This window comes from Streptomyces nigra, from assembly GCF_003074055.1.
Classification (GTDB): Bacteria; Actinomycetota; Actinomycetes; order Streptomycetales; family Streptomycetaceae; genus Streptomyces; species Streptomyces nigra.
The window spans coordinates 2,759,997-2,781,026 of record NZ_CP029043.1 but is presented as its reverse complement, the minus strand read 5'-3'; the positions used below and the strand labels follow the sequence as shown (position 1 = coordinate 2,781,026).

Annotated in this window: 25 protein-coding genes, 1 tRNA gene, 1 pseudogene and 1 riboswitch; of the genes and pseudogenes, 17 read left to right on the top strand and 10 right to left on the bottom strand. The window is 70.6% G+C overall.

The features are described 5' to 3' along the window. The first annotated feature begins 126 nt into the window (after positions 1 to 126). The 4 genes from DC008_RS12835 (at position 127) to DC008_RS12820 (ending at position 2,129) form a co-directional block, all read left to right on the top strand. Entirely contained in the window at positions 127 to 549 is a 423-nt protein-coding gene (locus DC008_RS12835; protein ID WP_108707097.1) for a M67 family metallopeptidase, read from the top strand. Between the two features lie 134 nt (positions 550 to 683). Continuing rightward, positions 684 to 779, top strand: coding sequence for a putative leader peptide (locus tag DC008_RS36330; protein WP_309544746.1), 96 nt, complete (start codon positions 684 to 686; stop codon positions 777 to 779). A gap of 115 nt (positions 780 to 894) precedes the next feature. Beyond that, positions 895 to 1,173, top strand: a complete 279-nt coding sequence (locus DC008_RS12825; RefSeq protein WP_055623364.1) for a MoaD/ThiS family protein — start codon at positions 895 to 897, stop codon at positions 1,171 to 1,173. Positions 1,174 to 1,178: 5 nt separating this feature from the next. Then, positions 1,179 to 2,129 carry a PLP-dependent cysteine synthase family protein gene (locus tag DC008_RS12820; protein WP_108707096.1) on the top strand — a complete coding sequence of 317 codons (951 nt, stop codon included), beginning with the start codon at positions 1,179 to 1,181 and terminating at the stop codon, positions 2,127 to 2,129. Between the two features lie 12 nt (positions 2,130 to 2,141). Here DC008_RS12820 and DC008_RS12815 read toward each other — a convergent pair whose 3' ends face one another. Together DC008_RS12815 and DC008_RS35425 are read right to left on the bottom strand one after the other, a co-directional pair. Continuing rightward, complete coding sequence (locus DC008_RS12815; protein WP_108707095.1) at positions 2,142 to 2,558, bottom strand: hypothetical protein; 417 nt, start codon at positions 2,556 to 2,558, stop codon at positions 2,142 to 2,144. After that, entirely contained in the window at positions 2,555 to 2,692 is a 138-nt protein-coding gene (locus DC008_RS35425; RefSeq protein ID WP_164492301.1) for a hypothetical protein, read from the bottom strand. The genes DC008_RS12815 and DC008_RS35425 overlap by 4 nt, the downstream gene beginning before the upstream one ends. A gap of 307 nt (positions 2,693 to 2,999) precedes the next feature. Here DC008_RS35425 and DC008_RS12810 point away from each other — a divergent pair, with 307 nt between their 5' ends. Beyond that, positions 3,000 to 3,752 carry an MBL fold metallo-hydrolase gene (locus DC008_RS12810; RefSeq protein WP_108707094.1) on the top strand — a complete coding sequence of 251 codons (753 nt, stop codon included), beginning with the start codon at positions 3,000 to 3,002 and terminating at the stop codon, positions 3,750 to 3,752. Positions 3,753 to 3,814: 62 nt separating this feature from the next. Here the strand turns inward: DC008_RS12810 and DC008_RS12805 are convergent, their stop codons facing one another. Both DC008_RS12805 and DC008_RS12800 read right to left on the bottom strand, forming a co-directional pair. Further along, a complete protein-coding gene (locus DC008_RS12805; RefSeq protein WP_108707093.1) occupies positions 3,815 to 5,068 on the bottom strand; it encodes a PTS transporter subunit EIIC in 1,254 nt (417 codons plus the stop codon). A 163-nt stretch (positions 5,069 to 5,231) separates the two neighbouring features. Beyond that, a complete protein-coding gene (locus tag DC008_RS12800) occupies positions 5,232 to 6,521 on the bottom strand; it encodes a PTS transporter subunit EIIC (RefSeq protein ID WP_108707092.1) in 1,290 nt (429 codons plus the stop codon). Positions 6,522 to 6,698: 177 nt separating this feature from the next. Between DC008_RS12800 and DC008_RS12795 the strand changes: the two genes are divergently transcribed. The 4 genes from DC008_RS12795 to rdgB all read left to right on the top strand — a co-directional run bounded on the left by DC008_RS12795 (position 6,699) and on the right by rdgB (position 8,952). Continuing rightward, positions 6,699 to 6,932 (top strand): PTS sugar transporter subunit IIB, encoded by a 234-nt coding sequence (locus DC008_RS12795; protein WP_030610403.1) that lies wholly within the window; start codon positions 6,699 to 6,701, stop codon positions 6,930 to 6,932. Positions 6,933 to 7,018: 86 nt separating this feature from the next. Continuing rightward, positions 7,019 to 7,765 carry a ribonuclease PH gene (gene rph / locus DC008_RS12790; protein ID WP_108707091.1) on the top strand — a complete coding sequence of 249 codons (747 nt, stop codon included), beginning with the start codon at positions 7,019 to 7,021 and terminating at the stop codon, positions 7,763 to 7,765. A gap of 145 nt (positions 7,766 to 7,910) precedes the next feature. Further along, positions 7,911 to 8,315 (top strand): hypothetical protein, encoded by a 405-nt coding sequence (locus DC008_RS12785; RefSeq protein ID WP_108707090.1) that lies wholly within the window; start codon positions 7,911 to 7,913, stop codon positions 8,313 to 8,315. A gap of 34 nt (positions 8,316 to 8,349) precedes the next feature. Further along, entirely contained in the window at positions 8,350 to 8,952 is a 603-nt protein-coding gene (gene rdgB, locus DC008_RS12780) for an RdgB/HAM1 family non-canonical purine NTP pyrophosphatase (RefSeq protein ID WP_108707089.1), read from the top strand. A 47-nt stretch (positions 8,953 to 8,999) separates the two neighbouring features. On the opposite strand, the gene DC008_RS12775 is transcribed toward rdgB, so the two are convergent. The 4 genes and pseudogenes from DC008_RS12775 to bcp form a co-directional block, all read right to left on the bottom strand. Next, a tRNA-Leu gene (locus tag DC008_RS12775) sits at positions 9,000 to 9,083 on the bottom strand. A gap of 32 nt (positions 9,084 to 9,115) precedes the next feature. Then, entirely contained in the window at positions 9,116 to 9,610 is a 495-nt protein-coding gene (locus DC008_RS12770) for an HNH endonuclease signature motif containing protein (RefSeq protein ID WP_244221349.1), read from the bottom strand. Then, positions 9,607 to 10,098, bottom strand: a pseudogene (locus DC008_RS12765) (HNH endonuclease signature motif containing protein); the annotation flags it as partial. The gene DC008_RS12770 and the pseudogene DC008_RS12765, both read right to left, overlap by 4 nt. Before the next feature lie 155 nt (positions 10,099 to 10,253). Further along, positions 10,254 to 10,721 (bottom strand): thioredoxin-dependent thiol peroxidase, encoded by a 468-nt coding sequence (gene bcp, locus DC008_RS12760; protein ID WP_055623374.1) that lies wholly within the window; start codon positions 10,719 to 10,721, stop codon positions 10,254 to 10,256. Between the two features lie 94 nt (positions 10,722 to 10,815). Here bcp and DC008_RS12755 point away from each other — a divergent pair, with 94 nt between their 5' ends. The 3 genes from DC008_RS12755 (at position 10,816) to DC008_RS12745 (ending at position 12,028) form a co-directional block, all read left to right on the top strand. Then, positions 10,816 to 11,145, top strand: coding sequence for a DUF3618 domain-containing protein (locus DC008_RS12755; RefSeq protein WP_055623375.1), 330 nt, complete (start codon positions 10,816 to 10,818; stop codon positions 11,143 to 11,145). Between the two features lie 51 nt (positions 11,146 to 11,196). Beyond that, positions 11,197 to 11,553, top strand: a complete 357-nt coding sequence (locus DC008_RS12750) for a GroES family chaperonin (RefSeq protein ID WP_029381647.1) — start codon at positions 11,197 to 11,199, stop codon at positions 11,551 to 11,553. A 46-nt stretch (positions 11,554 to 11,599) separates the two neighbouring features. Further along, a riboswitch (guanidine-III (ykkC-III) riboswitch) is annotated at positions 11,600 to 11,669 on the top strand. Between the two features lie 38 nt (positions 11,670 to 11,707). Further along, positions 11,708 to 12,028 (top strand): DMT family transporter, encoded by a 321-nt coding sequence (locus DC008_RS12745; RefSeq protein ID WP_108707087.1) that lies wholly within the window; start codon positions 11,708 to 11,710, stop codon positions 12,026 to 12,028. Between the two features lie 7 nt (positions 12,029 to 12,035). Here the strand turns inward: DC008_RS12745 and DC008_RS12740 are convergent, their stop codons facing one another. Beyond that, on the bottom strand, positions 12,036 to 14,393 hold the full coding sequence (locus DC008_RS12740) for a transglycosylase domain-containing protein (RefSeq protein ID WP_108710673.1): 2,358 nt from the start codon (positions 14,391 to 14,393) through the stop codon (positions 12,036 to 12,038). Between the two features lie 232 nt (positions 14,394 to 14,625). On the opposite strand from DC008_RS12740, the gene DC008_RS12735 reads away from it, so the two are divergent. The 4 genes from DC008_RS12735 to DC008_RS12720 are packed head-to-tail and all read left to right on the top strand — an operon-like array spanning position 14,626 to position 17,986. After that, positions 14,626 to 15,426 (top strand): ABC transporter permease, encoded by an 801-nt coding sequence (locus tag DC008_RS12735; protein WP_108710672.1) that lies wholly within the window; start codon positions 14,626 to 14,628, stop codon positions 15,424 to 15,426. Then, on the top strand, positions 15,419 to 16,240 hold the full coding sequence (locus DC008_RS12730) for an ABC transporter permease (protein WP_108707086.1): 822 nt from the start codon (positions 15,419 to 15,421) through the stop codon (positions 16,238 to 16,240). The genes DC008_RS12735 and DC008_RS12730 overlap by 8 nt, the downstream gene beginning before the upstream one ends. Positions 16,241 to 16,249: 9 nt before the next feature. Continuing rightward, on the top strand, positions 16,250 to 17,257 hold the full coding sequence (locus tag DC008_RS12725) for an ABC transporter ATP-binding protein (protein ID WP_108707085.1): 1,008 nt from the start codon (positions 16,250 to 16,252) through the stop codon (positions 17,255 to 17,257). 33 nt (positions 17,258 to 17,290) lie between these two features. After that, the gene (locus DC008_RS12720) at positions 17,291 to 17,986 is read left to right on the top strand and encodes a DUF1707 SHOCT-like domain-containing protein (protein ID WP_108707084.1); all 696 of its coding nucleotides are present in this window, start codon (positions 17,291 to 17,293) and stop codon (positions 17,984 to 17,986) included. A 14-nt stretch (positions 17,987 to 18,000) separates the two neighbouring features. Here the strand turns inward: DC008_RS12720 and DC008_RS12715 are convergent, their stop codons facing one another. Next, a complete protein-coding gene (locus tag DC008_RS12715; protein WP_108707083.1) occupies positions 18,001 to 19,338 on the bottom strand; it encodes an SGNH/GDSL hydrolase family protein in 1,338 nt (445 codons plus the stop codon). A 335-nt stretch (positions 19,339 to 19,673) separates the two neighbouring features. Here DC008_RS12715 and DC008_RS12710 point away from each other — a divergent pair, with 335 nt between their 5' ends. After that, positions 19,674 to 20,936, top strand: coding sequence for a DUF445 domain-containing protein (locus DC008_RS12710; RefSeq protein WP_208645856.1), 1,263 nt, complete (start codon positions 19,674 to 19,676; stop codon positions 20,934 to 20,936). Positions 20,937 to 21,030 lie beyond the last annotated feature (94 nt).

The window sequence follows — 21,030 nt, the reverse complement described above, 5'->3', positions numbered from 1 at the left end:
CGTGGTGCCCCGCGCGGCCGCCGCTCAGGACGTCCACGCCCCCCGGGACGTGACCGCACGTCCGGCATGTGGGCCGCTCCGTACCATCCCTCGGTACGGGGCGGCCCCTCTGCTTATCCTGGCCGCATGCTGACCATCACCCAGGCACTCGTCGACCAGATCGTCGCCCACGCCCGCAAGGACCACCCGGACGAGGCCTGCGGAGTCGTCGCGGGCCCGGCCGGCTCGGACCGCCCCGAACGCTTCATCCCGATGCTGAACGCGGCGATGTCCCCCACGTTCTACGAGTTCGACTCCGGCGACCTGCTCAAGCTCTACCGCGACATGGACGACCGCGACGAGGAGCCGGTGATCGTCTACCACTCGCACACCGCCACCGAGGCCTACCCCTCGCGCACCGACATCTCCTACGCGAACGAGCCCGACGCCCACTACGTGCTCGTCTCCACGGCGGACACCGACGGCCTCGGCGAGTTCCAGTTCCGCTCCTTCCGCATCCTCGAGGGCGAGGTCACGGAGGAGGAGGTCAAGATCGTCGAGTCCTACTGACCCGGCCGCGGATGCCGTCCGACAGACCCCCCGCGGGGCCGTCCGGGCGGCCCGGTCTCACCACGCGGCCCGCGACCGTCCGCGATGTGGGATCACATTCCAGGACCCGGACCGGGAATCGATACGATGACCCCATGGTTCTCCACGACGTGAGCGGGAAGACGCCGGGCATGCTGCTCGTGGCGCGGCTGCACGTCGACCTGTGCAGGCTCGCCAGCGCCATCTGTTGACGCGACACCCTGCCGCCGTACGGCCGTGCGCCGCGGCGCCGCACTCACACACCCACGGCTGTCCCTGCGCTGCCGCGCGCCCCCGACCGACTACTCCCGACAGGAGCCCCGACCCATGGCCATCGAGGTCCGCATCCCCACCATCCTCCGCACCTACACCGACGGTCAGAAGGCGGTGGAGGGCAACGGCGAGACCCTCGCCGAGCTGTTCGCCGACCTCGAGACCCGCCACACGGGCATCCAGGCCCGCATCGTGGAGGGTGAGCAGCTGCGCCGCTTCGTCAACGTCTACCTGAACGACGAGGACGTCCGCTTCCTCGACGGCATCAACACCAAGCTCAGCGACGGCGACAACGTCACGATCCTGCCGGCCGTGGCCGGCGGTATGGCCTGATCGGGATGCGGTACGACTCCCCCCTCGCCGCGGTCGGCAACACCCCCCTGGTGCGCCTGCCGCGGCTGTCGCCGTCCGACGACGTCCGGATCTGGGCCAAGCTGGAGGACCGCAACCCCACCGGCTCCATCAAGGACCGGCCCGCCCTGCACATGATCGAGCAGGCGGAGAAGGACGGCCGGCTCACCCCGGGCTGCACGATCCTCGAGCCGACGTCCGGCAACACCGGCATCTCCCTCGCCATGGCCGCGAAGCTCAAGGGCTACCGCATGGTCTGCGTGATGCCGGAGAACACCTCCCAGGAGCGCCGGGAACTGCTCGGCATGTGGGGCGCGGAGATCATCCCGTCCCCGGCCGCGGGCGGCTCCAACACGGCCGTACGGGTCGCCAAGGAGCTCTCCGCCGAGCACCCCGACTGGGTGATGCTCTACCAGTACGGCAATGCGGACAACGCGGGCGCGCACTACGCGACGACCGGCCCGGAGATCCTCGCCGACCTCCCGTCGATCACGCACTTCGTCGCCGGGCTCGGCACCACGGGCACGCTGATGGGCGTCGGCCGCTATCTGCGCGAGCACCAGCCGGACGTGAAGATCGTCGCCGCCGAGCCGCGCTACGACGACCTGGTCTACGGCCTGCGCAACCTCGACGAGGGCTTCGTCCCCGAGCTGTACGACGCCTCCGTGCTGACCACCCGCTTCTCGGTCGGCTCCGCCGACGCGGTCACCCGCACCCGGGAACTCCTCCAGCAGGAGGGCATCTTCGCGGGCGTCTCCACCGGTGCCGCGCTGCACGCCGCGATCGGCGTCGGCAAGAAGGCGCTGAAGGCGGGGGAGAGCGCCGACATCGTGTTCGTCGTCGCCGACGGCGGCTGGAAGTACCTGTCGACGGGCGTCTACACGGCCGCGACGACGGAGGAAGCCATCGAGACCCTCCAGGGCCAGCTCTGGGCCTGACCGCCCTCACGATCACCGGTCACACCCGAGGCCACCCGCGCCGCCCGGAAGGGCGCGAGCGCGGGTGGCCCCGTCGTCCCAGCGGCCGCGCAGGTCGCCCGCGCGGAGATACGGAGGCAGGGGCGGAGGCGGCTGCGGGGGCGGAGGCGGGCCGGGCCGGCGGGCCCCCTCGGGCCACAAGGGCGGCCCACCCGCCGAGACCCGGGCCCGTGTCTCCTCGGCACGTCTGCGGGCCAGGGGGTCGTCGTCCCGGACGAAGTGCAGCCGCACCACGTTCTTGCTGCGGACATCCCTGGAGTGCAGGGCGTAGCCCAACTCGTACGCGATCGCCCCGACCCGGCCCGCGCGCGCGACGCGCAGGCCGCGAAGGGTGATCTCGACGCGCCCCCGCCCGTCGAAGTGCCCGAGGATCTCGGCGACCGACTTCACTCCGCCTCCCCCTCCCGGTCCGGCCGCCGGTCTCCCCGCCGCGGCCTGCGGCCCCGCCCCCAGCCGTCCACCACGGCGGCGACCAGCGCGAGCACCACGACCACACCGAGCGCCGGCCACCATGACATGTCCATACGCCCGAAGGTACCGGCGCCGCACACCTACCGCCGGGTCCGGACTCCGGAGGCGGAGAGACGGGGACGGTTGGTGCAGCCCCGGGAGGTGCCCCATGGGCATGGACACGCACTGCGGCTGGACCTTGATCGAACGGCTGCGCGTGCTGTAACCCGGATGGCAGCGTCTGTCAGGTGAGTTCGCCCACAACAGAGCTGTGCGGAGGAGCGACCGGAGGTTTTGCGCCTTACGCTCGACGAACCGCACGACCCCCGACGCCCCCATCCCCGATCTTCCGGATTTCCCGCCAGCGGAGGTTTCTGGCTCATGAAGCTCACCGTCGTCGGCTGCTCGGGGTCGTTCCCGTCCGCGGAATCGGCCTGCTCGAGCTACCTCGTAGAGGCCGACGGCTTCCGGCTGCTCCTCGACATGGGCAACGGCGCCCTGGGCGAGCTGCAGCGCCACTGCGGTCTCTACGACCTCGACGCGATCTACCTCAGCCACCTGCACGCCGACCACTGCATCGACATGTGCGCGTACTTCGTGGCGCGCTACTACCGGCACGACGGCGGGCGCTGCGAGCCCATCCCGGTCTACGGCCCCGAGGGCACCGAGCACCGGCTGACCACCGCCTACGCCGACACCCCCACCGCGTCGTCGATGAGCGAGGTCTTCGACTTCCACACGGTCAAGCCGTCCACCTTCGACATCGGCCCGTTCACGGTGCACACCGAACGCGTGGCCCACCCGGTGGAGGCGTACGGCATCCGGATCGAGCACGGCGGCCGGGTGCTGACCTACTCCGGTGACACCGGCATCAGCACCGCCCTGGACGAACTCGCCCGCGACGCCGACCTGTTCCTGTGCGAGGCGGCTTTCACGCACGGCAAGGAGAGCATCCCCGACCTGCACCTCAACGGTCGCGAGGCGGGGCAGTCGGCGGCCCGCGCGGGCGCCCGGCACCTGGTCCTCACCCACATCCCGCCGTGGACGAACCCCGAGGTCAACCTCGCCGACGCCCGCGAGGTCTACGACGGCCCGGTGTCGCTGGCGGCGCCCGGCCGGACGTACGAGATCTGAGGACCGTACGGCGAAGGCCCCGGAACCGTGAGAGTTCCGGGGCCTTCGTCATGCCGTCGGGGTCACGCCTTGGTGAGGTCCTCGATCTCCTCCTCGGGCTCGCGGCCCGGGGTGGGGAGGTTCCACTTCGTGATGGCGAAGCGGAAGACGGAGTAGTAGATCGCGGCGAAGACGAGACCGATCGGGATGATCAGCCAGGGCTTGGTCGCCAGGTTCCAGTTCAGGAAGTAGTCGATGAAGCCCGCCGAGAAGGTGAAGCCCGCGTGGACACCGAGCGCCCAGGTGATCGCCATCGACAGGGCGGTGAGCACCGCGTGGATCACGTACAGCACCGGCGCGATGAACATGAACGCGAACTCGATCGGCTCGGTCACACCGGTCACGAAGGAGGTCAGCGCCAGCGAGATCATCATGCCCATCACGGCCTTGCGGCGCTCGGGACGGGCGCTGTGCGCGATGGCGATGGCGGCGGCCGGCAGGCCGAACATCATGATCGGGAAGAAGCCGGACATGAACTGACCGGCGGTCGGGTCACCGGCGAAGAAGCGGTTCAGGTCACCGTGGACGACGTCACCGGCGGCGTTCGTGAAGTCGCCCAGCTGGAACCAGGAGACGGTGTTCACGAACTGGTGCATGCCGACCGGGATCAGCGCGCGGTTGATCAGACCGAACAGACCCGCGCCGACGGCGCCGAGACCGGTCATCCACTCGCCGAAGTCGGAGATGACCTCACCGATCGGCTCCCAGACCAGGCCGAAGAAGACACCCATCGCGGTGCCGACGAAGGCCATGATGATCGGCACGAGCCGGCGGCCGTTGAAGAAGCCCAGCCAGTCCACCAGCTTCTTGCGGTGGTAGCGCTGCCACAGCACGGCGGCCAGCAGACCCATGATGATGCCGCCGAGGACACCGGGGTTGTTGTACGTCGCGGCTATGTCCTCGCCGGCCTGGACCTTCGCCTCGGTGACGGGGAACGCCTTCAGCACGTTGCTGTAGACCAGGAAGCCGACCAGCGCGGCCAGCGCGGTGGAGCCGTCGGCCTTCTTCGCGAAGCCGATCGCGACACCGATGCAGAACAGCATCGGGAGGTTGTCGAAGATCGCACCGCCCGCGGTGGCGAACACGGCGGCGACCTTGTCCCAGCCGAGTCCGTCCTTGCCGAACACGTCGGGCTGGCCGAAGCGGAGCAGCAGACCGGCGGCCGGCAGCACGGCGATCGGGAGCTGAAGGCTGCGGCCGACCTTCTGAAGGCCCTGGATCAGGCCTGATCCCCACTTCTTCGTGGGGGCCGCCGTTGGCGAGGTGGCGGTGCTCATAGACTTCCTCCATCGGGTGGTGGTCTACACCACTCAGTGGTGTAGACCTGTTGTACACGATGAAGGTGCGATAAGGAACCCGCGATTCCCGAGCGTTGCCCGGACCGTTATGAGGCCTTGTTCGGAGCTTTGCGGAGGCCCCCCGTGGCCTTCGTCCGGCGCCTCAGACCTTGGTGACGTCCTCCACTTCCTCTTCCGCCTCCCGGCCCGGCGTCTTCAGGTCGAACCTGGTGATCGCGAACCGGAAGATCGCGTAGTAGACGACGGCGAAGCACAACCCGATCGGGATGATCGCCCACGGTCTCGTCGCCAGATTCCAGTTGATGACGTAGTCGATCAGCCCCGCCGAGAAGCTGAACCCGTCGTGCACCCCCAGCCCCCACGTCACCGCCATCGACACACCCGTCAGCAGCGCGTGCACCGCGTACAGCAGCGGTGCCACGAACAGGAACGAGTACTCGATCGGCTCGGTGATCCCGGTGACGAACGACGTCAGCGCCACCGACAGCATCAGACCGCCGACCTCCTTGCGGCGCTGCGGGCGGGCGCAGTGCGTGATGGCCAGCGCCGCCGCCGGCAGCGCGAACATCATGATCGGGAAGAACCCCGAGGTGAACTGGCCGGCGTCCGGGTCGCCCGCCAGGAACATGTTGATGTCGCCGTGCACCACCCGGCCATCCGGCGTCGTGAACGTGCCGAACTGGAACCAGATGGGCACGTTCAGGAACTGGTGCAGCCCCACCACCAGCAGCGCACGGTTCGCGATCCCGAAGACACCCGCGCCCCACGCCCCCAGACCCGTCATCCAGTCGCTGAAGCTCTCCAGCGCGTCACCGATCGGCGGCCACACCCACAGACACAGCGCCGCGAACACGATCGCCACGAACGCCATGATGATCGGCACCAGCCGGCGGCCGTTGAAGAAGCCCAGCCAGTCCACCAGCTTCGTCCGGTGGAACCGCGCCCAGAAGAACGCCGAGAGCAGCCCCATCACGATGCCGCCGAACACCCCCGGATTCTGGAACTCGAAGACCGTCACCGAGCCGTCCTGCAACTGACAGCCCACGTTCGGGACCGCCTTCGACCCCTCCGGACAGTCGTCCGGGAACTGCCGCAGCACCGTGTAGTAGACGAGGAACCCCGCCACCGCCGCCAGCGCCGTCGACCCGTCCGACTTCTTCGCCATGCCGATGGCCACACCCACACAGAACAGCAGCGGCAGCCCCAGCGAACCGTCCAGCAGCGCGCTGCCCGCCCCCACCATCACCCGCGAGACATCGGTCCACCCCAGACCGTCGTCCCCGAACACATCCGGCTGCCCCAGCCGGTTCAGGATGCCCGCGGCCGGCAGCACCGCGATCGGCAGCTGAAGACTGCGCCCCATCTTCTGCAGCCCCTGGAACAGCCTGTTCCAACGGGCCCGCCCGGGGCTGACCGTACTGTCGGCAGTCATCCGAACCCCTGTCGTCAGTGGGCGGTTTGTCGGGCGTCCCCCTGGTGGTGTAGACCAGTCGACGGACGGTTCCGCTGTCGTGAAGGCCATCCTTCGACACAGACGGCACGACCGCTCGCGAAGATGGGCCAACTGTGGGTTACTGCGACCAAGCGGTTCGGATCAGGGAGAGGCAACATGGCCAGCAAGGCTGAGAAGATCGTCGCCGGGCTCGGCGGCATCGACAACATCGAGGAGATCGAGGGCTGCATCACCCGTCTCCGCACCGAGGTCAGCGACGCCTCGCTCGTCGACGAGGCCGCCCTCAAGGCCGCGGGCGCCCACGGCGTCGTCAAGATGGGCACCGCCATCCAGGTCGTCATCGGCACCGACGCGGACCCGATCGCCGCGGAGATCGAAGACATGATGTGAAGCGCGGGCATCGTCCCCGGCTTCACCCCCTGAAGGGCCCTCCCCAGGTGGGAAGGGCCCTTCGCCCGTCCCGCTAGGCTCGGGCCATGTCCTCACAGCCCCGCATCGACGGCCGCACCCCCGACCAGCTCCGCCCGGTCACCATCGAACGCGCCTGGAGCAAGCACGCAGAAGGCTCCGTCCTCGTCTCCTTCGGCGACACCAAGGTGCTGTGCACCGCCTCCTTCACCGAAGGCGTCCCGCGCTGGCGCAAGGGCAGCGGCGAAGGCTGGGTCACCGCGGAGTACGCCATGCTGCCCCGCGCCACCAACACCCGCGGCGACCGCGAATCCGTCCGCGGCAGGATCGGCGGCCGCACCCACGAGATCAGCCGCCTCATCGGCCGGTCCCTGCGCGCCGTCATCGACTACAAGGCCCTCGGCGAGAACACCGTCGTCCTCGACTGCGACGTCCTCCAGGCCGACGGCGGCACCCGCACCGCCGCCATCACCGGCGCCTACGTCGCCCTCGCCGACGCCATCGGCTGGGCCCAGGGCCGCAAGCTCATCAAGCCTGCCCGCAAGCCCCTCACCGGCACCGTCAGCGCCGTCTCGGTCGGCATCGTCGACGGGGTCCCCCTCCTCGACCTGCGCTACGAGGAAGACGTCAAGGCCGACACCGACATGAACGTCGTCTGCACCGGCGACGGCCGCTTCGTCGAGGTCCAGGGCACCGCCGAGGCCGAACCCTTCGCCCGCGCCGAACTCGACACCCTGCTCGACCTCGCCGTCGCCGGCTGCACCGAACTCGCCGACCTCCAGCGCAAGGCCCTCGACGCCGTCCTCGAACAGTAAAGAACAAACCAAGACACCGGGCCGGCCCGGGCAACCGCACCGCCCTCCCCGGCGTCACTACGGGTACGGGCGTACGGCACACCGCTGTGCGCCCGGCCAGTGCACGGGGGCCCGCGAGGCCCGCGCAGGGAGGGGAACGACCACCATGGCCACGAGCCGACGCCGCCGGAGCCGCATCGCCACAGCCGCCGCAGCCGTCGCGGCACTGGCCCTCACCACCGGGCTCACCACCGGCTGCGACGCCGTCAGCAAGGCGATGGACTGCGTCAAGACCGCCGACGCCATCGCCGACAGCGTCACCGAACTCCAGCAGGCCGTGGAGAACGCGAGCGACGACCCCACCCAGCTCGAGGAATCGCTCACCTCCATCGACAAGAACCTCGGCGAGATCGGCGACCAGACCGACGACGCCGACGTCAACAAGGCCGTCGACGACCTCCAGAAGGCCGTCACCAACGTCCGCGACGCCATCGAGAACGGCGACGAGACCCCCGACATCAGCCCCGTCACCGACGCCGCCGGCGAACTCACCAAGGTCTGCACGCCCTGACCGGCGCCCACGGCAGGCCGCCATACTGGGGGCCATGACCCGCCTGATCCTCGCCACCCGCAACGCCGGAAAGATCTCCGAACTCCGGGCCATCCTCGCCGACGCAGGACTCCACCACGAACTCGTCGGCGCGGACGCCTACCCCGAGATCCCCGACGTCAAGGAAACCGGCGTCACCTTCGCCGAGAACGCCCTCCTCAAAGCCCACGCCCTCGCCCAGGCCACCGGACTGCCCGCCGTCGCCGACGACTCCGGCCTCTGCGTCGACGTCCTCGGCGGCGCCCCCGGCATCTTCTCCGCCCGCTGGGCCGGCAAGCACGGCGACGACCAGGCCAACCTCGATCTGCTCCTCGCCCAGCTCGGCGACATCGACGACCGCCACCGAGCCGCCCACTTCGCCTGCGCCGCCGCCCTCGCCCTCCCCGACGGCACCGAACGCGTCGTCGAGGGCCGGCTCGACGGCACCTTGCGCCACAGTCCGTCCGGCACCAACGGCTTCGGCTACGACCCGATCCTCCAGCCCGACGGCGACACCCGCACCTGCGCGGAACTCACCCCCGCCGAGAAGAACGCCATCAGCCACCGAGGCAAGGCGTTCCGCGCCCTGGCCCCGGTGGTCCGCGAACTGCTGGGCTGAACGACGAAGGTCCGCCCGACAGCGGGCGGACCTTCGAATCACAGGTGTGCGGCCGGAGGGACTCGAACCCTCAAGGGATTTCTCCCACAACATCCTAAGTGTTGCGCGTAGGCCAATTCCGCCACGGCCGCATGCACGCACATCGTACCGGTCGTGCATCGGCTCATTGAGGGGAAGGGCGACGGCCGCCCCGGCACCACGTCGCCGTGGTGGCGTGGCAGTTGGGACACAGTAGCCGCAGATTCTCCCGCCGGTCGTCGCTCGGGTTGCCGTTGATGTGGTCGACCTCCAGGGTCATCGGCTTCCCGAGCCACTCCGGCCCCGTACCGCACTCGGCGCACGCCTCCGGCACGCCGATCTCGCGCAGCGCCCGGCGCAGCAGCACCGTCCTCGTCCGACGGCCGCCCTCGTGCCGGACCAGGATTTCCTCGGGACGCTTGAGCGGGACCACGCCCGGCCTCCCGCGTCGATGGCCCCGGCCCAGGAAGTGCGCCGTCGAGATGCCGGCCTCGGACAGCCACCGCCGCAGGAGAATTCGCTGACCGCCGTTGTCGGGGCGCCCGAGCAGACGCAGGACTGCGGCGAGCGACTCCGACCGGGCCACCGCCTCGCGCAGCTCCTCGACGGTGGGGCGCTCCTGTGCCCCGGCCGCCCTCACGCCGCACCCTTCCCGGCCCGCCGCTTGGCCCGGCCCCGGTACCCGTCCGTCGTCGCATGGCAATTGGGACACAGCAGCCGGAGATTGCCGATGCGGTTGTCGCGCCAGTTGCCGTCGATGTGATCGACCTCCAGGGGGAGCGGGCGGCCTCGCCAGGCCGGCGGCGTACCGCACAACGCGCACCGCTCGGGTACGCCCACCGCCGCCATCGCCCACTTGAGCCGGTCGCTCGGGATGCGCCGGGCCTCACCGGAGGGCTGCTCGACCAGGAACTTCTCGGGCGTACGCCGTTGCCACGGCCGGCCGCGCCGGGAGGGGAGGCGGAAGTGCGACGTGTCGATGCCGTACGCCTTGATGCGGCGGCTGATGTGCGTGTGGTGGCCGCCCACCACGTCCAGGCCGAGGTGGCGGAGGACCTGGGACATGTTCGTCGAGGCCGTGACCGCCTCCTGGAGCACGTCTCGCGTCCACTTCACGCCCCCACGCTCCATGCCCGCCCCCATCGCGTCCCTCCCCGGACTCGACCGCCCGTTCGCGGCTCGTACGGATCAACGAGTCGATCCGGGGGGGAGTCACGCACGGAAAGCGGAACGGCTCCCACCGGGGTGGCCGGGTGGGAGCCGTCGGGGCGCGCCCGCAGGCGTCAGATGCCCAGATCCTTGATGATCTTGGCGACGTGGCCGGTGGCCTTCACGTTGTAGAGGGCGCGTTCGACCTTGCCCTCCTCGTCGACGACGACCGTCGAGCGGATGACGCCGACCACCGTCTTGCCGTACAGCTTCTTCTCGCCGAAGGCGCCGTACGCCTCCAGGACCTTCTTGTCCGGGTCGGCGACCAGCGTGACCTTCAGGGACTCCTTGTCGCGGAACTTGGCGAGTTTCTCCGGCTTGTCGGGGGATACCCCGATGACGTCGTAACCGGCGCCGGTCAGCAGCTCCAGGTTGTCCGTGAAGTCGCAGGCCTGCTTGGTGCAGCCGGGCGTCAGGGCGGCGGGGTAGAAGTAGACGATGACCTTGCGGCCCTTGTGGTCCGCAAGGGACACCTCGTTGCCGTCGGCGTCGGGAAGGGTGAAGGCGGGGGCCACGTCCCCCGGCTGGAGTCGCTCGCTCATCGGACCAGCGTAACCGGGGAGCCTGACGGTGCGGTTCGCCGTAGAGCTGACAGACTGTCCGGAAACATCATCAGTTCACTTCGGAGGCCGTACGGTGGCGGAGACGTCGGACACCAGGACCCCGGCACAGATCGAGGCGGACATCAAGGCCCGCCGCGCTGTGCTGGCGGAGACGCTCGATGAGATCGGGGTGCGGGTGCACCCGAAGACGATCGTGGGCGACGCCAAGGCCAAGGTCGTGGCGAACATCGACCACACGCTCGGACGGGCCTACGTGGGCGTCAACCGGGCCGTGAGCGACGTCAGGGCCAAGTTCACCGACGAGGAGGGCGCGCCCCGTCTGGAGCGCATCGTGCCGGTCGCGCTCGTCGCGGTCGGACTGGTCGGGCTGCTGGCTCTCGGCACCCGGCGCCGCAAGGGCTGAGGGCCCGACCCGGCGGCGTGCACCGGCGGCACAGGCAGGTAGGTTCGAGACGTGAGCGCCAACAGAAACGAGCACAGCACCCAACACGACAAGCTGCCCATTCGGATGCTCCACGACCGCGTACTCGTGCGGCAGGACACCAGCGAGGGTGAGCGGCGTTCCGGTGGCGGCATCCTGATCCCCGCGACGGCCGCCGTGGGCCGTCGGCTGGCCTGGGCCGAGGTCGTCGCGGTGGGGCAGAACGTACGTACCGTGGAGCCGGGCGACCGGGTCCTGTTCGACCCGGAGGACCGTGCCGAGGTGGAGGTGCGCGGTGTCGCGTACGTGCTGATGCGCGAGCGCGATCTGCACGCGGTGGCCGCCGACCGGTTCGAGGGGTCGGAGGACTCCACGGGGCTCTATCTGTGAGACCGGAAGAGGGGGTCGGTGACCAGCGTCACCGGCCCCCTCTTCCGTGGGCTTGCTAGCGTGGGGGGTGCCCGACGAGACGCGCCGTACCGGGACGCAGGCAAAGACGACGCACCCGTTTCCACGTCGTCGTCACGTCTCGGAGGTTTCCGTCATGGCCTGGGTGCTGCTCGTCGTCGCCGGTCTGCTCGAGGTCGCCTGGTCGGTGGGCATGAAGTACACCGACGGTTTCACCCGGCTCGTCCCCAGCCTGTTCACGGGCGCGGGCATCGTCGCGAGCATGCTGCTGCTGTCGTACGCCGCCCGTTCGCTGCCCATCGGCACGGCCTACGGGGTGTGGGTCGGGATCGGCGCGGCCGGTGCCGCGGTGGTCGGCATGGGGGTGCTGGGGGAGCCGGTCACCGCGGCGCGGATCTTCTTCGTCTGTCTGCTGCTGGTCGCCGTCGTGGGGCTGAAGGCGACCGGCGGCCACTGAGAGCCCGCTATGGCCTTCTGGTGGGGAAGCCCGCCGTCGTGCCCGTCGTCCCCGGCCCCCCGGTGTTCGTGCCGCCGTCCTGGCCGGTGGTGGTGCCGGCGTCGGCGCCGCCCGGGCCGCCGGTGCCGCCGTCGGTCGTACCGCCGTCGGATGTGCCGCCGTCCTGGCCGCCGTCCGTGGTGCCTCCGTCGGTCGTGCCGCCGGTGTCCGTGCCGCCGTCCTGGCCGGTGCTGGTGCCGCCGTCGGGGCCGCCCGGCGTCTCGCCGCCGGTCTGTCCCTCGGTGCCGGAGGTCGGCTCCCCGGAGGGGCCTTCGTCCTCGTCGCCCTCGTCCTCGTCACCCTGCGTCGGGTCGGCGGTGGGGTACTGGGGAACCTCGGCGTTCTCCTGGAGCTCCAGGTCGAAGTCGGTGACCGGCTTCCCCTTCAGGGCGGCCTTGGTGTACTGCGCCCAGATCTCGGTGGGCGCCCCGCCGCCGTTGATCCGGTCGAGGCCCATGACGCCGTACAGCGACTTGTGCTTGGCGGTGACGGGGTCCTGGCCCATGACGGCGACGACGGTGGCGAGGTCGGGGGTGTAGCCGGCGAACCAGGCCGCGGTGTCCTCCTCGGCGGTGCCGGTCTTGCCCGCGGCGGGCCGGCCGGCGGCCTGGGCGGCGGTCGCGGTGCCGCTGTCGACGACGCTCTGCAGGATCGAGGTCGTGGTGTCGGCGGCCTCGCGGCTGACGACCTGGGAGGGCTTGCGCGTGGGGAGTTCGACGACCTCGGCGCCGTCCTTGGTGACCTTCTCGATCATCGTGTAGGTGCCGCGCTTGCCGTGGTTGGCGAGGGTCGCGTAGGCCTCCGCCATGTCCAGGACGCTGGCGGTGGCGGTGCCGAGCGCGATCGAGGGGTAGGGCTCCAGGTCGGGGGTGGCCGAGGGCAGGCCGAGCTCGACCGCGGTGTCCTTGACCTTCTCGGGGCCGACGTCGACGGCCATCTGGGCGTACACGGCGTTGACGGACTTGTTGGTGGCGGAGCGCACGGAGATGTCGCCGTAGGAGACGTCGTCCTCGTTGGCGGGGGCGTAGTACTTGCCCTGCCAGCCCTGCACGGGGCGCCGGTTGGTGCCGTCGTAGATGGTGTTGGGGGTGATGGGGCGGCCGTCGCGGGTGGTCGACTCGTTCTCGACGGCGGCGGTGAACACGAACGGCTTGAAGGTGGAGCCGACCTGGAAGTCCCGGCGGGTGGCGTTCGGGGTGTACTGCTTGACGTAGTCGATGCCGTTGTACATCGCGACGACCTTGCCGGTCTTCGGGTCGACGGACGCGCCGCCCGCGCGGACGTAGTTGTCGACCTTGCGGTCCTTCTTGTCCAGCTTGGACATCAGCTTGTCGTTCACGGCGTCGACGAAGGCGTCCTGGCGCTTCTTCTCGAGTGTGGTGGTGATGCGGTAGCCGCCGAACTCGAGGTCCTCCTTGTCGACCATCCGGTTGCGGATCAGATAGTCCTGGACGGTCCGCACGATGTAGCCGCGCTGTCCGGACAGTCCGGTGGAGGTCGCGGACTCCTTCGGCATCGGGAACTTCAGCCCGGCGCGTTCGGAGGCGCTGAGCCAGCCCTTGGTGACCATGCCGTCGAGGACGTAGTTCCAGCGGGCGACGGCGCCGGCCTTGTTCTCCGGGTGGGCGACGACGTCGTACTCGCTGGGGGCGTTGACCAGGGCGGCCAGATAGGCGGCGTGGGCGGCGTCGAGGTCCTTGGCGTCCATGCCGTAGTAGGCCTGGGCGGCGGCCTGGATGCCGTAGGCGTTGCGGCCGAAGAAGCTGGTGTTGAGGTAGCCCTCGAGGATGTCGTCCTTGCTCTTCTCGCGGTCGAGCTTGATCGCGATGAAGAACTCCTTCACCTTGCGGGTGACGGTCTGCTCCTGGCGCAGGTAGTAGTTCTTGACGTACTGCTGGGTGATCGTGGAGCCGGACTGCTTGCCCTTGCCGGTGGCGGTGTTCCAGGCGGCGCGCAGCATGGCCTTGGGGTCGACGGCGGACTCGGTGTAGAAGTCGCGGTCCTCGGCGGCCAGGATGGCGTGCTGGGCGGGCTTGGACATCTGGGCGAGGGTGACGTTCTCCCGGTTGACCTCGCCGTCGCGGGCGATCACGGAGCCGTCGGCGTACAGGTAGACGTTGGCCTGCTTGGTGGCGAGCGCGTTGGCGGGCGGGATCTTGACCAGGGAGTAGCCGAGGAAGAACAGGCCGGCGAGCAGGAGCACGCCGATGACGAAGGTGCCGAGGACCATGCGCCAGGTCGGGACGATGCGTCGCCAGCCCGTGCGCGGGGGTCTCTTCTGCTTCCCGGCCGGCTGCTGCGGCTGTGGCTGCGGCTCTTCGCTCATGTCGTGCTCGGACTCCTGATTCACGTCGTACTTCCCGTACGCCCTCGTACGCCTGCTGCGCCCCCATTGAAGACTCTCGCGCCGGGTGTTCCGTTCCCGGAAAGGCGCGCGTGTTGGGGGAAAGTGAGCGGGCTCTCGCCTCAGGGTGCCCCGGAAATCGGCTGGCAGGCCGTGCCGTGCCGCCATTAGGCTCCTGCGCTTCGGTGCCGGTGCGGGCGAGAGGGCGGTGGGCGTGGGTGCGGGGCGGTTGTATCTGGCCGTCGCGGCCGGAGGGTTCCGGCGGTACGCGACCTATCGGCTGGCCACGGCGGCCGGGGTGTTCACCAACACCGTCTTCGGCGTCATCCTCGTCTTCACCTATCTGGCGCTGTGGGAGGAGCGGCCGGGGCTCGGCGGATACGACCAGGCGCAGGCCGTCACCTACGTCTGGCTGGGGCAGTGTCTGTTCGCGACGCTGGCGATCCAGGGCGGGGGCGCGGAGAAGGAGCTGATGGAGCGGATCCGCACCGGGGAGATCGCGGTCGATCTGTACCGGCCGGCGGATCTGCAGCTGTGGTGGCTGGCCGGGGATCTGGGGCGGGCGGCGTTCCAGCTGCTGGGCCGGGGGGTGGTGCCGTTCCTGTTCGGGGCGCTGTTCTTCCCGATGGCGCTGCCCACGGACGTGGCCCGGTGGGCGGCGTTCACGGTGGCTCTGCTGCTGGCCGGAATAGTGAGTTTCGCGATCCGCTATCTGGTGGCGCTGAGCGTGTTCTGGCTGATGGACGGCACGGGGGTGAACCAGGCCCTGATGATCGCGGGCATCTTCTTCTCGGGCATGGTGCTGCCGCTGAACGCGTTCCCGGGGGCGTTCGGCGAGGTGGTGCGGGTGCTGCCGTGGGCGGCGCAGCTGCAGATGCCGGCGGACGTGCTGATGGGGGAGACGTCGGTACCGGGGGCGCTGGCCTTCCAGGCGGGCTGGGCGGTGGTGCTGCTGGCGGCGGGGCGGGCGCTGCAGTCTGCGGCGACACGGCGGGTGGTGGTGCAGGGTGGCTGAGCGCGGCGCGGTGCGGGAGGGGCTGCGGGCCTACGGGCTGATCGCCGGGATGTGGGTGCGGTCCAGCATGACGTACCGGACGTCCTTCCTGGTCACGGTGGTGGGGAATCTGCTGCTGACGGGGCTGGACTTCGTCGGGATCCTGCTGATGTTCTCGCAGGTCGACACGTTGGGCGGCTGGACGCTGCCGGAGGTGGCGTTCCTGTACGGGCTGTCGGTGACGGCGTTCGGGATCGCGGATCTGGTGCTGGGCTCGATGGACGTGCTGGGCGCCCGGATGCGGGACGGGTCGTTCGACGTGCTGCTGGTGCGTCCGGTGCCGGTGCTCGCGCAGGTCGGCGCGGACCGTTTCGCGCTGCGCCGGCTGGGCCGGATCACGCAGGGTCTGGCGGTGCTGGGCTGGGCGCTGTCGGCGGTGGACGTGGAGTGGACGGCGGCGAAGGTGCTGCTGGTGCCGGTGATGGTGGTGAGCGGCGCGGTGATCTTCGGCGCGGTGTTCGTGGCGGGCGCGGCGTTCCAGATCGTCGCGCAGGACGCGGCCGAGGTGCAGAACGCGTTCACGTACGGCGGGACGACGCTGCTGCAGTATCCGCCGACGGTGTTCGGCAAGGACCTGGTGCGGGGTGTGACGTTCACGCTGCCGCTGGCCTTCGTCAACTGGGTGCCGGCCGCGCATGTGCTGGGGCGGCCGTACCCGGTGGCGCTGCCCGGCTGGACGGCGTACGTGTCACCGCTGGTCGCGGCGGTGTGCTGTGCGGCGGCGGGGCTGGCGTGGCGGGCGGGGCTGCGGGCGTACCAGAGCACGGGGAGCTGAGGAGCGGGCATGGAGGACGAGGCGTTCATCGAGGTCGACGGGGTCGAGAAGGTCTTCGACGTCCGCCGCAGGACGGGTTTTCTGAAGCGGGAGCGGCGCCAAGTGCGGGCGGTCGACTCGATCTCCTTCCGGGTGGCGCGCGGCGAGATGGTGGGCTACATCGGGCCGAACGGCGCCGGGAAGTCGACGACGATCAAGATGCTGACCGGGATCCTGACGCCGAGCGGCGGCCGGCTGCGCGTGGCCGGGATCGACCCGTCCCGTGAGCGGACCCGGCTGGCGCACCGGATCGGGGTGGTGTTCGGGCAGCGCACCACGCTGTGGTGGGACCTGCCGCTGATCGACTCGTACCGGCTGATGCACCGGATGTACCGGATCCCGGACGCCCGCTACCGGGAGAACCTGGACCGGCTCGTCGATCTGCTCGGTCTGGAGGAGCTGCTGGACGTGCCGGTGCGGCAGCTGTCCCTCGGGCAGAGGATGCGCGGGGACATCGCGGCGGCCCTGCTGCACGACCCGGAGGTTTTGTACCTGGACGAGCCGACGATCGGTCTGGACGTGATGTCGAAGGCGCGGGTGCGGACCTTCCTGCGGGAGCTGAACGCCGAGCGGGGCACCACGGTGCTGCTGACCACGCACGACCTGCAGGACATCGAGCAGCTGTGCTCCCGGGTCATGGTCATCGACCACGGGCGGCTGGTCTACGACGGGGCGCTCGCCGGGCTGCACGAGGTCGGGGAGAGCGAACGGACGCTGGTGGTCGACCTGGAGCGTGAGCTGCCGCCGATCCAGGCGGCGCCGGCCCGGGTGGTGAAGGTGGACGGGCCCCGGCAGTGGCTGGCGTTCCCGGCGTCCGAGTCGGCGGCGGTGCTGGTGGCGCGGATCGCCGCCGACTACCCGCTGGTGGACCTGTCGGTGCGGGAGCCGGACATCGAGGCCGTGATCGCGCGGATGCTGCGGACCTCGGCCGACCCGTCCGGGCCGCCGGTCGAGGGCGCCGGACGGGTCATCTCATAGCCCCCGGGCGGGAGTTGCTCGTAGGCTGCTGTCATGACCGACAACGCCCCGGAGCTGCGCGCCTCCGACAGCGACCGTGAACGGGTCGCCGAGGTCCTGAGGGACGCCCTCGCGGAGGGGCGGCTCGACATGGAGGAGTTCGAGGAACGGCTGGACGCCACCTACCGGGCCCGCACCTACGGCGAGTTGGAGCCGCTGACCCGGGATCTGCCGGCCGGCGCGGCGCCCGGGCCGCGGGTCGACATGGTGAAGCGCCCGGCGACGGCGGACGAGCCGTGGCCGGGACGGATCGTCGGCGGTGACGACTCCCCGTCGTGGGCGGTCGCCGTGCTGTCCGGGTTCCAGCGCAAGGGGCGGTGGACGGCGCCGAAGCGGCTCAACTGCGTGGCGTTCTGGGGCGGCGGGGAGATCGATCTGCGCGACGCGGACTTCGCGGACCGCGAGATCCGGATCAACTGCGTGGCCGTCATGGGCGGGGTGCAGGTGATCGTGCCGCCCGGCGTGGAGGTCGTGGTGCGCGGCGTCGGCGTCATGGGCGGCTTCGACCACCGGGAGAACGGCGTCCTCGGCGATCCCGGCGGGCCCCGGGTGATCGTGTCCGGGTTCGCGTTCTGGGGCGGGGTCGGCGTGGAGCGCAAGCTGACCCGCGCCCAGAAGCAGGAACTGCGCGAGGAGCGCCGCCGCGAGAAGCTGGAGCGCAAGGCCGGGCGGCGCGAGGCGTCTGACTGAGGGACAGCCCTTGGCTAGAGCTCGGCGGGGGCCGCGCCCTTCAGCAGGCCGAGGTCGAAGCTCTCCGCCATCCGCTGGTAGCCGCGGTCGCTGGGGTGCAGATGGTCGCCCGAGTCGTAGTCGGCGCGCAGCCGGCGCGGGTTGTACGGGTCGCGCACCGCCGCGTCGAAGTCGACGACCGCGTCGAAGACGCGTCCCGCGCGGATCTGCGCGTTGATCTGCTGCCGCACCTGCTCGCGGGCGTCCGTGTAGCCGCGGTGCCCCTGGAAGGGCATCAGGGTCGCGCCGACGACCTTCAGTCCGCGGGCGTGGCCCTGCCGGACCAGGGTGCGCAGCCCGTCGAGGATGCTCTCGGGGTCGGCGACGCCGGGGTTGCGCAGGATGTCGTTGACGCCGAGGTCGATGACGACGACCTTGACGCCGGTGCGGGACAGCACGTCCCGGTGGTAGCGGCCGAGGCCGGCCTGGTTGTCGGCGGGGCGGCCGGTGCCGCTGGCCAGGACCTGGTTGCCGCTGATGCCCTGGTTGACGACGCTGTAGCGGGGCAGCTCCTGGCCGGCCGCGATCGCGGTGCGCAGCCGGCGGGCGAGGACGTCCGTCCAGCGGCGGTTGGCGTTCAGCGTGGACGTGATGCCGTCGGTGAGGGAGTCCCCGAAGACGACGACGGTGCCGTCCGACTCGTTGCTGAGGACGTCCAGCGCGGTCAGATACCGCCAGGAGGTGACCTGGCCGGTGTACGCGGCGCCGGTGGTGTCCTCGGCGAGGTCGCCCTCGGCGACGTAGCTGGTCTGGCGTGCGTGCGGATGCCAGGTCACCGGGCCGGACGGGGTCGGCGAGTACGTGGTCACCAGCACGTCGGAGTCGGCGGGGATCGCGATGCGCACCGCGTCGCTGAGCACCTGCTGCCCGGGCGGTACGACGACGGTGGTGCTGCCGCCGAAGGTCAGCCGGCGCATGGTGTCCGCGACGGCGGCCGCGGTGCCGGTGCCGGCGGCGACGGCCATCGACGCGTGCGTGATCGTCAGCGCGGACTGGCCGTAGAGATTGGACAGCGTGATCCGGGCACTCGTACCTCCGACGTCGACGTGCACGACGTTGCGCAGGGAACGGCCCACCAGGCCCTCGACCTCGGTGCCCGGCTCGGCGCCGACCGGGGACGCCGACCAGGCGCCCACCCACAGGCCGGTGGAGGCGGGGGCGGCGGGGCCACGCCCGGCGCCGCGCTGTGCCGGGGCGGTCTTGCCGGTGGTGCCGCCCTGGTCGGCGGCGACGCCGACGTACAGGGCGACGGACAGGGTGACGATCAGTGCGACGATCGCGGCGAGCAAGGCATAACCGTTACGCCTGGTCATGCGGTGCGTTCTCCTCGGACGGATGGGAGCCCGAGGCTCCGATGTGATCACCTCATGATGCGTCATAAGGCGGAAGGGAGTTGCACAGACCCCCCATTGGGCCGCCCGGAGTCCTCCGGAGTCGTCATCGCTCTCCCCCCAAGGCACAGACGCCGGGAACTCCTGATTCGTTCCAGGAGTAGGTCGGGAAGGGACAATGTGTGCGGGGGATCACGGACGGACGGAGCGGAATGGAACGTACGAATCCGGAGGAATCGGCGACGCGTGGCGTAGGGGAGCATGCCCGGCCGCAGCCGCCCGGTAACCGGGACGTGCCCGCGGCGGCCGTCCGCGCCATGACCACGTTCACCGCCGCCGACGAGGAGAAGCGGCGCGGCGTACGGCGGATGAAGCTCACCGCGACCGGCCTGCTGCTGTTCGTGGCGCTGGTGTACGTCCTCGCCGAGGTCGCCTCCCACCACGGCGCCGGCCCCTGGGCCGACTACCTCGCCGCGGCCGCGGAGGCCGGCATGGTCGGCGCGCTCGCGGACTGGTTCGCCGTCACCGCCCTCTTCCGGCATCCGCTGGGCCTGCCCATCCCGCACACCGCGATCATCCCGAACAAGAAGGACCAGCTCGGCGTCTCCCTGGGCGAGTTCGTCGGGGAGAACTTCCTCTCCGAGGACGTCGTACGGCAGCGGCTGCGCGCCGTCGGCATCGGCAGCAGGCTCGGCGCCTGGCTCGCCGAACCGGACCACGCCGACCGGGTCACCGCCGAGCTGGCGACCGCGCTGCGCGGCGCCCTGACGGTCATGCGGGACTCCGACGTGCAGGCCGTCGTCGGCGAGGCCATCACGCGCCGCGCCGACGCCCGTGAGATCGCGCCCGGCGTCGGCAAGATGCTGGAGGGCATCGTCGCCGAGGGCGGGCACCGGCGGGCCGTCGACCTGATCGTGGCCAAGGCCCACGACTGGCTCGTGCTGCACGGCGACGACGTCATGGGGGCCGTGCAGGGCGGCGCGCCCGGCTGGACGCCGAGGTTCGTCGACCGCAAGGTCGGCGAGCGCGTCTACAAGGAACTGGTCCGCTTCTGCGTCGAGATGCGGGACATGCCGTCCCACCCTGCGCGCGGAGCCCTCGACCGGTTCCTCATCGACTTCGCCTCCGACCTGCAGTCCGACACCGAGACCCGGGCCCGGGTCGAACGGCTCAAGGGCGAGGTGCTGGCCCGCGGCGAGGTGCAGGACCTGATCGCCTCCGCCTGGACGGCCGTACGCGCCATGATCGTGTCCGCCGCCGAGGACGAGCGCAGCGAGCTGCGGCTGCGCGTGCGGTCCTCCCTGCTGTCCCTGGGCGCCCGGATGGCCGCCGAGCCGTCCATGCAGAACAAGGTGGACCGCTGGGTGGAGGACGCCGCCGTGCACGTCGTGACGACGTACCGGGCGGAGATCACCTCCCTGATCACGGACACCGTGGCGGGCTGGGACGCCGAGCACACCACCCGCAAGATCGAGGCGCACATCGGCCGTGATCTGCAGTTCATCCGGATCAACGGCACCGTGGTCGGCTCGCTGGCCGGACTGGTGATCTACACGGTGGCGCGCGGGCTGGGGGCGTAACCGCCGGGGCCGGGCGCGCAGCCGCCCGGGCCGGGGGCGTAGACCTGCCGTTTCGCGGGCACTCGACGAGCCTTCCACTCGCCGAGGGAGGAGC